Origin of the sequence: Mycobacterium sp. E2327, assembly GCF_001672675.1 — a bacterium.
GTDB lineage: Bacteria > Actinomycetota > Actinomycetes > Mycobacteriales > Mycobacteriaceae > Mycobacterium.
Genome location: NZ_LZKE01000196.1, coordinates 45751 through 55394 on the forward strand (window position 1 = coordinate 45751; position 9644 = coordinate 55394).

Annotated in this window: 12 protein-coding genes and 1 pseudogene; 7 read left to right on the plus strand and 6 right to left on the minus strand. The window is 68.0% G+C overall.

Annotated elements, in window-relative coordinates:
- Positions 1-7 precede the first annotated feature (7 nt).
- The 7 genes from A5712_RS22320 to A5712_RS22350 all read left to right on the plus strand — a co-directional run bounded on the left by A5712_RS22320 (position 8) and on the right by A5712_RS22350 (position 5975).
- Positions 8-304, plus strand: a complete 297-nt coding sequence (locus tag A5712_RS22320) for a ferredoxin (protein ID WP_068109922.1) — start codon at positions 8-10, stop codon at positions 302-304.
- Positions 286-1947: an OB-fold domain-containing protein gene (locus A5712_RS22325; protein WP_068109876.1), complete on the plus strand. Its 1662-nt coding sequence runs from the start codon at positions 286-288 to the stop codon at positions 1945-1947. The genes A5712_RS22320 and A5712_RS22325 overlap by 19 nt, the downstream gene beginning before the upstream one ends.
- Positions 1944-2840 (plus strand): alpha/beta hydrolase, encoded by an 897-nt coding sequence (locus tag A5712_RS22330; RefSeq protein ID WP_068109880.1) that lies wholly within the window; start codon positions 1944-1946, stop codon positions 2838-2840. The genes A5712_RS22325 and A5712_RS22330 overlap by 4 nt, the downstream gene beginning before the upstream one ends.
- Positions 2840-3655 (plus strand): NAD(P)-dependent oxidoreductase, encoded by an 816-nt coding sequence (locus tag A5712_RS22335; RefSeq protein ID WP_068109884.1) that lies wholly within the window; start codon positions 2840-2842, stop codon positions 3653-3655. The genes A5712_RS22330 and A5712_RS22335 overlap by 1 nt, the downstream gene beginning before the upstream one ends.
- A complete protein-coding gene (locus A5712_RS22340; RefSeq protein ID WP_082973594.1) occupies positions 3652-4452 on the plus strand; it encodes an NAD(P)-dependent oxidoreductase in 801 nt (266 codons plus the stop codon). Before A5712_RS22335 ends, A5712_RS22340 begins: the two co-directional genes overlap by 4 nt.
- A gap of 105 nt (positions 4453-4557) precedes the next feature.
- Positions 4558-5763, plus strand: a complete 1206-nt coding sequence (locus tag A5712_RS22345; RefSeq protein WP_068109887.1) for a cytochrome P450 — start codon at positions 4558-4560, stop codon at positions 5761-5763.
- A gap of 11 nt (positions 5764-5774) precedes the next feature.
- Positions 5775-5975: a ferredoxin gene (locus A5712_RS22350; RefSeq protein WP_068109890.1), complete on the plus strand. Its 201-nt coding sequence runs from the start codon at positions 5775-5777 to the stop codon at positions 5973-5975.
- Here A5712_RS22350 and A5712_RS22355 read toward each other — a convergent pair.
- From A5712_RS22355 to A5712_RS22380, 6 genes and pseudogenes are all read right to left on the minus strand, one after another.
- Positions 5972-6268, minus strand: coding sequence for a DUF1330 domain-containing protein (locus tag A5712_RS22355; RefSeq protein ID WP_068109893.1), 297 nt, complete (start codon positions 6266-6268; stop codon positions 5972-5974). The two genes, A5712_RS22350 and A5712_RS22355, sit on opposite strands and share 4 nt — an antisense overlap.
- Complete coding sequence (locus A5712_RS22360) at positions 6261-6467, minus strand: ferredoxin (RefSeq protein ID WP_068109896.1); 207 nt, start codon at positions 6465-6467, stop codon at positions 6261-6263. Before A5712_RS22360 ends, A5712_RS22355 begins: the two co-directional genes overlap by 8 nt.
- Positions 6464-7726, minus strand: coding sequence for a cytochrome P450 (locus A5712_RS22365; RefSeq protein WP_068109928.1), 1263 nt, complete (start codon positions 7724-7726; stop codon positions 6464-6466). Before A5712_RS22365 ends, A5712_RS22360 begins: the two co-directional genes overlap by 4 nt.
- A 132-nt stretch (positions 7727-7858) precedes the next feature.
- The gene (locus A5712_RS22370; protein WP_068109899.1) at positions 7859-8386 is read right to left on the minus strand and encodes a hypothetical protein; all 528 of its coding nucleotides are present in this window, start codon (positions 8384-8386) and stop codon (positions 7859-7861) included.
- The gene (locus A5712_RS22375; protein WP_068109902.1) at positions 8383-8997 is read right to left on the minus strand and encodes a TetR/AcrR family transcriptional regulator; all 615 of its coding nucleotides are present in this window, start codon (positions 8995-8997) and stop codon (positions 8383-8385) included. Before A5712_RS22375 ends, A5712_RS22370 begins: the two co-directional genes overlap by 4 nt.
- Before the next feature lie 103 nt (positions 8998-9100).
- Positions 9101-9644 (minus strand): annotated as a pseudogene (locus tag A5712_RS22380) (acetyl-CoA C-acetyltransferase); the annotation flags it as partial.

Here is a 9644-nt window from a genome sequence, read left to right on the forward strand (position 1 = left end):
CGAGGGCATGAGAATCCACCTGGACCGCACCCTCTGCGACGGCTTCGGCATCTGCGCCAAGCACGCGCCCGCGTACTTCTCGCTCGACGACTGGGGATACGCGTGCCTGATCGGCGACGGCACCGTGCCCGAGGCCGACCGCGACGCGGTCATGCGTGCCCTGATGGACTGCCCGGTGCACGCGATCATGGAAATGGACGAACGCCGACCGGACGACGTGCCGCCACCGCCGAGCACGGACGACGACCCGGCCGCGCACGTCAACACCGAGGCGAACGAAGCCGAATGGGGTTTCACGCGTTGACCGGACGCCCGCTGCCCCTGATCACGCAGGACAACGAGTTCTTTTGGACTTCGGGCGCCGACGGCACCCTGCGGCTACAGGAATGCCAGAGCTGCGACGCGCTGATCCATCCGCCGGCGCCGGTGTGCCGGTACTGCCGGTCCCGGAATATGGGCGTGCGGGCCGTTTCCGGCCGGGCGACGCTCGCCGGGTTCACCGTCAACGAGCGGTTCAGCCTGCCGGGGCTGCCGGCGCCCTACGTCGTCGCGCAGGTGGCGATCGCCGAGGACCCGCGCGTGCGGCTGACCACCAACATCGTCGAGTGCGATTTCGAGCGGCTGGAGCTCGGGCAACAGGTGGAGGTGGTCTTCGAGCAGGTCGAGGACGTGTGGTTTCCGCTGTTTCGGCCGATTCCCGACGCCCCACCCGCGGCCCTGCCGTCCGACGAGATCGCGCCCGAGCGCTTCGGCGAGCACGTGCGCCCCATGCTCACCCCGGAGAAGTTCGAAGACAAGGTCGCGCTCACCGGGATCGGCATGTCACCGATCGGGCGCCGGCTGATGCAGCTGCCGCTGTCGCTCACCGTCCAGGCCTGTGAGGCGGCGATCGCCGACGCCGGGCTGACGTTCGCCGACATCGACGGCCTGTCGACCTACCCCGGCGCGATCAATGTAGGCGGATTCGGCGAGGGCGGCGTCACCACCCTGGAGGCCGCGCTGGGCATCCGGCCGACGTGGCACAACGGCGCCATGGAGACGTTCGGCCCGGGCGGCTCGGTGATCGCCGCGATGCTTGGCGTCGCCTGCGGCCTGGCCCGGCATGTGCTGTGCTTCCGGACGCTGTGGGAAGCCACCCACGGCGAGCTGATGAAGCAGGGCAAAATCGCACCCTCGATGGGCCGAATGTCGGGGTGGCAGATGCCATTCGGCGCCACCTCGGCCGCCCACACACTGGCGATGAACGCGCAGCGCCACTTCCACCGTTACGGCACCACGAAAGAGACGCTGGGCTGGATCGCCCTGAACCAGCGCGCCAACGCCGAACTCAACCCGACCGCCATCTACCGCACCCCGATGACGATGGACGACTATCTGGGCGCGCGTCCCATCACCACGCCGTTCGGGCTGTACGACTGCGACGTGCCGTGCGACGGCGCGATCGCCGTCATCGTGTCGGCCGTCGACGCGGCGCGCGACCTGGCCAAGCCGCCCGTGCTGGTGGAGGCCGTCGGCACCCAGATCGTCGAGCGACTCGATTGGGACCAAAGCACTTTGACGCACGAGCCACAGGTGCTGGGCCAGGCGGCGCACGTGTGGACCCGCACCTCGTTGCGGCCCACCGATGTCGACGTCGCCGAACTCTACGACGGGTTTTCCTTCAACTGCCTGTCCTGGATCGAGGCACTGGGATTCTGCGGCATCGGCGAGGCCAAGGAATTTCTGGACGGCCGCAAGAACATCGCGCGCGACGGGCAATTGCCGCTCAACACGCACGGCGGCCAGCTGTCGCACGGCCGCACCCACGGCATGGGCCTGCTGCACGAAGCGGTCAGCCAGCTGCGCGGCGAGGCCGGTGACCGGCAAGTGGCCGACGCCCGCGTCGGCGTGGTCAGCAGCGGCGGCCTCACCCCCAGCGGCGTGCTTTTACTGCGGGCCGACACATGACGAGCGTCCGTCCGCGGCTGGTGATCGTCGACGGCGTGCCGATGTCGGCGCTGGTCGCCGAAGCCAGCGATGGCGAAGCGCCCACGGCGGTGATCGTCGCCATCCACGGCGGAGGCACCACCGCGCTGTATTTCGACTGCCCGGGCCACCCGTCATATTCGTTGTTGCGCACGGGCGCCGCGGCCGGATTCACCGTGGTGGCCCTCGATCGCCCGGGCTACGGCAGCTCCGCGCCGTATCCCGAGGCGATGGCTTCCGGCGAGCAGCGCGTCAACCTCGCCTACGGGGCGGTGGAGCGCATCCTCGGCGAACGACCTCGTGGCGCAGGCGTATTCGTGTGGGGCCATTCCGGCGGCTGCGAATTGACGATGCGGATGGCCGCTGACGCGCGCGGCGCCGAGCTGCTCGGCATCGAACTGGCCGGCACCGGTCGGCACTACCACCCCGCGGCCAAGGAAATATTGAAAACCGCCACCCGCGAATGCCGCCCGCCGGGCATGCGCGATCTGCTGTGGAGCCCCGCGGAGCTGTATCCGCCCGAGGTCCTCGGCGGCGCAACGGTTTCCCCCTCGGCGCCGGCCTACGAGGACCAAATGGTCTCCGATTGGGCACGGCAGACCTTCCCGGACCTGGCGCCCGCCGTGCGCGTCCCCGTGCACTTCAGCATCGCCGAGCACGAAAAGGTCTGGCAGGCCGATGACGCGGCGGTGACCCAGATCAGTGCGCTGTTCTCCGCGGCGCCGCGGTTCGTCGTACATCGTCAATCTGGCGCCGGACACAACATCAGCCTCGGCCACACCGCCCCCGACTACCACGCGAAAGTCCTTGCGTTCGTGGCGGAATGCGCGGGTGAGGGGTCAACGGATTCGGAAGCCGATTTGGAGGCCGGTTGATGCGGGTTGGGTTCATCGGATTAGGCAGTCAGGGCGGCCCCATGGCACGCCGGATCATCGAGGGCGGCTACGAGACGACGCTATGGGCGCGCAGGCCCGCGTCGCTGGACCCGTTCGCCGACACCCCCGCCAAGATCGCCCCGACGCCGGCCGATCTGGCCGCGGCTAGCGATCTCGTCTGCCTGTGCGTCGTCGGCGACGCCGACATCGAGGAACTCACCGGCGGCGAGGACGGCCTGCTGGCGGCCATGACACCGGGCAGCGTCATCGCGGTGCACAGCACCGTCCATCCGGACACCTGCCGCGAGCTCGCCAAACAGGCCGAGGCTCATGGGGTTTCGATCATCGATGCGCCGGTCAGCGGCGGCGGTCCGGCGGCCGCGGAGGGCCGGCTGCTGGTGATGGTCGGCGGCGACGGAGATGTCGTCGAGCGCTGCCGGCCGGTCTTCGAAACCTACGCCGACCCCGTCGTGCACCTGGGCGACCTCGGATCCGGACAGACCACCAAACTGCTCAACAACCTGCTGTTCACCGCCAACCTGGGCACCGCGGCCGCCACCCTGGCGCTGGCCGACGAGCTGGGCGTGTCGCCGGATCGCCTCGTCGAAGTCGTCTCGCGCGGCAGCGCAAACAGCTTCGCGCTCAACGCCCTTGGCGGCATCGGCGGCCTAGACCGGCTGGCCGGCCTGGCGGGGACGCTGCTGCAGAAGGACGTCCGGTTGATCGTCGAACTCGCCGAGCGGGCCGCGGCCCGCGGGGGCGCCGTGCTCGACGCGGCCGACGCCACCCTGGCCCAGATGGGTCACCCCCGATGAAAGTCGGCTTCATCGGCGTGGGCCGGATGGGACGCCCCATGGTGGTCCGGCTCATCGACGCGGGTCACGACGTCGGGGCCCTGGCCCGGTCGGACGAACAGCACCGCGATCTCGGGTGGCTCGGTGCCCGCGCGGTGGGCGAGGTGGGTGAGCTCGGTCCGTGGGCCGACGTCGTGGTCGTCTGCGTGTTCACCGACGAACAGGTGCGGCAGGTCTGCCTGGACGACGCCCTGCTACCCACGATGCGGCCGGGTTCCACGCTGGTGGTGCATACCACCGCGAGCCCCGAGACGATCGAGGCCATTGCCGCCCGCGCCGCCGACGTCGGCGTGGTCGACGCCCCGGTCAGCGGCGGCCCGCACGACATCGCCGCCGGCATGCTGACGCTCTTCGTCGGCGGCGCCGACGCCGCGGTGAACCGAGTGCGACCCGTGTTGGGCTGCTACGGCGATCCGGTCCTGCACGTCGGGCCGATCGGCGCCGGCCAGAAGGTGAAACTGGTCAACAACGCGCTGTTCGCGGGTCATATCGGGCTGCTCGCGGAGGCCATCCGGTTGGGCGAAAGCCTGGGCGTCCCGGAATCGACGCTGCTGGAAGCCCTTCCCCAGGGCAGCGCCACCAGCCGGGTGCTGGACATCGTCGCCGCCCGGGGCTCTCTCGGCTCGTTCATCGAGGTAGCGGGCCAATTCGTGGCCAAGGATGTTGCGGTCGTGCGTGACGTCGCGGCGGGACTGGGCGGTGACCTGGGCGCGCTGGAGCAATTGATCAAAGTCGGCGGGGTTGGCGGGAAGGTCTGACCTGGTGGTGTTTTGGTCTTTTCGCTGCGTCACGAAAGCGCTACCGTTAGCGTTACAGTCAGGCAATCCGCTGTAACGGTTCAGCCCGCCGATGAGGAGCATGCAGTGACCAAGCCGAAGGTCGTGTTCGATCCGTTCTCCGAGGAGTTCTTCAACAATCCGTTCGACATCTATCGACGGATGCGCGAGGACGCGCCGCTGTACTACGACGAAAAAGAGGACTTCTACGCGCTGACCCGGCACGTCGACGTCGCGGCCGCGTTCAAGGACTTCGAGACGTATTCCTCCGCGCGCGGCTGCGACCTCGCGATGGTGCGGCGAGGGATCTCCCCCGAACAGAAGTCGATCATCTTCATGGACCCGCCGGAGCACCGCCACATGCGCAGCCTCCTCAACAAGGCGTTCACCCCGCGGGCCATTCAATCGCAGGTCGAAACGATCACCGAGGTGATCGAGAAATACCTGGGCGCCGCAGACCCCGACAATTTCGATGTCGTGCAGGACTTCTCCGGGCCGTTCCCGGTGGAAGTCATCACCCGGATGGCCGGCGTTCCAGAGGAATACCGTCAACAGGTGCGCCACTGGATCGACACCAGCCTGCATCACGAACCCGGGCAGATCGAGATCAGCGAAGCTGGGATGCAAGCGAACATCGATACCGCGATGTACTACTTCGGCCTGATCCAGGAGCGGCGCGCCGAACCGCAGGACGACATGATCAGCCGGCTGATCGCGGCCGAAATCCCCGGCGAGGACGGTAAGCCGCGCAAGCTCGACGACATCGAAATCACCGGCTTCGCAACCCTTTTGGGAGGCGCCGGCGCCGAGACCGTCACCAAGTTACTCGGAAACGCGGCGGTGATCTTCGCCCATCATCCCGACCAGTGGCAGATGCTGCAGGACGACCGCAGCAAGATCCCGGGTGCGGTGGAAGAGCTGTTGCGCTACGAGGGGCCGGTGCAATACAACGTCCGCTACACCCTGAAGGAGGCGCACGTCAGCGGCGGCGTGATCCCGGCGGGCAAACCGGTGTTCCTCTGCGGCGCCGCCGCGAACCGCGATCCGGAGGCCTTCACCGACGCCGAGACGTTCGACATCGAGCGCAACCAGACCGAGGCGCAACACCTGGGTCTCGGATACGGGATTCACAGCTGCCTCGGCGCGGCGCTGGCGCGCCTGGAGAGCAGGCTCGCGCTGGAGCGGCTGCTGGACTTCATGCCGCGCTACGAGGTGGACTGGGCCGGGTGCAAGCGGGTGAACATGCAGAACGTCGCCGGCTGGAAGAATGTACCCGTCAAGATACTTCGGTAAGGGGAATCGCGATGACGAAGAAGATCGAAGTCGACTGGGGGCTTTGCGAAAGCAACGGCGTCTGCATGGGCATCAACCCCGAGATCTTCCACCTCGGTGAAGACGACATGCTGACCGTGCTGCAAGAGGAGGTCACCCCGGAGATCGAATCGGACGTGCGCGAGGCCGTCCGTCAATGCCCCCGGCAGGCGATCTCGATCGTGGAGGGCTAGCCGAATCCGGAGAGGATGACCGCGTTGCAGTCGGCCGCCGCTTGGCGTAGCCGCGCCGCCTTTTGGTAGGCCTCGGACTCGTACCACGCCCGGGCCGCGTCCACCGATTCGAATTCCAGCACGACGGTCTGGTGGCCATGCCAGGTGCCCTCGATGACTGTGGGTGCGGTGTCCACCGCCAGTATGTTGACCCCGCCCATCGCCGCTCCCGCGGCCCGGCCGTAGGCCTTCATGCCCTCCGGATCCTTGATGGCCTCGGTCAGAATGACGTACCCTTTCGGCCCGTTAGCCACTCGAATCTCCCTGCGTCTCGCTGATCGCCTGCTCGGGGCAGCAGTCGATGGCCTCTCTGGTGGCGGCCTCGAATTGCGTTGGAACCTCGGACGTTATCGACTCCGCGTAACCGTCGTCGGTCAGGGCGAACACCTCGGGGCACAACGTGACGCACACGCCGTGACCGCGACAACGTTGGTCGTCGACCGAAACCTTCATGCGGGCGTGAACTCCAGGTGCAGTTCGGTCAGGCCGCGCAGGATGTACGTCGGAACATATTGGTAGCGGCGGTCATTCGCCGGGCCGTGCATGCTCTCGTCGATCCTGATGTCGGATGTCCGGTCGAGCAGTCGCTCGATCGCCACCCGGGTCTCGGCCCGCGCCAGCGGCGCGCCGGGGCAGCTGTGGATCCCCCGCCCGAACGAGATGTGCTGGCGGGCGTTTTTGCGTGCCGGATCGAAAGTGGTCGGGTCCTCGAACCGGCGCGGATCGCGGTTGGCGGCCGCCTGCACGATCATCACGGTGGTGCCCGCCGGTAAATCGACGCCGCCGACGTTTACGGGCACCCGGTTCAACCGGAAGTCGCCCTTGACCGGGCTTTCGTGGCGAAGTGACTCTTCGATGAAGTTGGGGATCAGGCTGCGGTCCCTGCGCAGCTGCGCCTGGATGTCGGGGCGCTCCCCGATTGTCTGCAGCGCGGCGCCGAGCAGCCGCACGGTGGTCTCCTGGCCCGCCGAAAAGACGTTGCTGGCGACACGGGCGACGTCTTCGACGTCGGGGATCGAGCCGTCGGGGAAGGTGGCGGTCGCGAGGCCGGTCAGCACGTCGTCCCGGGGCTCGCGACGGCGGTCGCGGACATAGTCGGAGAACAGGCCGTAGAGGAATTCCAGCGGGCTGTGCGCCAGCGACTCCTTACCGGTGCCCCCGACGCCGCCACCCGCATGCTCGGCGATGCCCTTGACGAACTTGTCCCGGTCCTCCATCGGCACGCCCAACAGGTCGGCGATCACCAGCAGCGTGAACGGGCCGGCGAAGCCCTTGATCCAGTCGCCGCGGCCTGGCGCCAGGAAATCGTCGAGCGCCTGGTCGGCGAGCGCCCACATGGCGTCCTCGTTCTCCTTGAGGCGCTTCGGGGTGATCAGCCGCATCAGCAGCGAGCGGTGGTTGGTGTGGGTCGGTGGATCCAGCGTGGGCAACTGGTCGCTGAACGGCAGCTCGTCGCGGTGCTGCTCGATCAGCTCGGTGATGTCGCTGTCTCCCAGCCCCTCGAGGCTGACCGGAAAACCGGGAAACGGTCCGGTCACCGAGATGCACGAGGACCACCTCGCGGCGTCGTTGAGCACCGCGCAGGCCTCGTCCCAGCCGGTCACCATGGTGACGCCGTGGTGCTCCTCCCGGGTCACCGGGCACTGCTGCCGCAACGCCTCGTAGTAGGGGTACGGGTCCGCGATGAGCTCTTTGCCGCGGAAGAAATCCATTTTGGTGAAGTCGTTCACCGTGTTGCTCCGTTCGAATCTCAGCAGTGAGAATGAGCCTCTCAGAGATGAGTATTACATTTCCATATGGCCAAGTCGTCGTCAAACGACGGCTGGCGAGTTTGGAAGCGGTGACTAGCCGGCGGGAACCAGGTCGGCGGCCACCGACGGCCACGCCAGCAGCCCGCTGCGAAAGGTTTCGAGGTAACCGATCGGGCCATGCGGTACCCCGTCGCCCGTCCCGGCCGCCGCCAGGGCTTGGCCCTTGAAGATCTTCGCCGCCATGCTCAGCCGGTGCTGCACCAGGCCGACGCTGTCGTCCAGCTCGGCCGGCCAGATCTCGCCCCACAGCGTGACCTCGGTGGCGCCGTGGTCAAGGGCCTGCAGCACGCCCTGGCGCACGCGCGAGTCGCATCCGAACAGGTCGGCCGCGGCCGCCAGCGCCTGGGGGTGTGGCCGCGTTTCCACCGTGGCCAGGGCCTCCTCGAGGTCGAGCGTCCGGGCGCCGACGATCTGCAGCGGCCGAACGTCGGGGCAATCGGCCAGGTCGGTCAGCAGGACGGTGACATCCCACCCGGCCATCGAGCGGTCGAAGAGCCAGCCGCCGGCGAACCTGACCACGTCGGCGACGCTGCTGGCGACGACGTCGAGCCGGTACCTCATGTTTGCTCGCTCGTCTTCGGCGGCGCGAAGTCCCGCGCCAGCGCCTCCGCGTACTCCTTGAAGGCGTCGGTCAGCGGTATCGAAGGGTCGAGCAACCATATTGTTTCCATTCCGTGGACGAAGGCGAGAATCTCGATTGCCTTGACGGCGGGGTCGATGTCGGTGCGATATCGGCCGTCCGCCTGGCCGAGCCGGATGAGCTCGGCGACGATGTCGATCGCCTGCCGCTGCCGATCCAGCATGCGGTCGTGCAGCGGGGCGTCGGGGAGGATGTTTTCGACCAGCAGCACGGTGAACGTGCCCACCATCTCGGGCGCCCGATCGAAGCGATCGGCGACCCTGGCAATCTCTGCGAGCAGATCCCCGGCGCGGTCGGCGTGGGTGGCGTCGTCCTGGTCGCGCGCGTCCAGCACGGCGTGCAGCAGCTGCTCTTTGGATTCGAAGTGGTGCAGCAGGCCCGCGGGGGTGACCCCGGCCTCGCCGGCGATCTGGGCGAGCGTGGTGTTGCGCCAGCCGTTGCGCAAGAGCAGGCGTTGCGCCACGTCGAGGATCCGCTGCTTGCGGTCCTCGCCCTTGGCGAGAAGCGTGTCGTATCGCCGCGCGACGGGCACCGGGCTCCCTCTCGGCCAGCCGTTGTAATAACCTACTGAACACACAGTAGGTTGGTTTCCCGGCTGTGACAAGCGTCTCATCGGGGTCGTTCTTCGGCGAGTGTTACGAGACCAGCTCGACCAGGGTGGCGTTGGCCGTGCCGCCGCCCTCGCACATCGTCTGCAGGCCGTATCGGATGCCGTGATCGCGCATGTGGTGGGCCATCCGAGTCATCAGCACCGCGCCGGAGGCGCCCAGCGGGTGCCCGAGTGCGATGGCTCCGCCCAGCGGGTTCAGTCGGCTCGGGTCCGCTCCGGTTTCCGCCAGCCACGCCAGCGGGACCGGTGCGAACGCCTCGTTGACTTCGAAGACCCCCACGTCCGCCAGCGAGACGCCGGCCTTGGTCAGCACCTTCTCGGTCGCCGGGATGGGCCCGGTGAGCATGAGGACCGGGTCGGCCCCCGTGACGGCGCCGGCCCGATAGCGCAGCAGCGGCGTCAACCCCAGCTCGACGGCCATCTCCGCCGTGGTCACCAGCAGCGCCGCCGCCCCGTCGGAGATCTGCGAGGAATTGCCCGCATGGATGACGCCGTCGCCGACGAGGGGGTGCGCCGCGGCACCACCGTCGAGAAACTGGCCGCGCTCAAGCCGGCGTTCGTCGGCGACG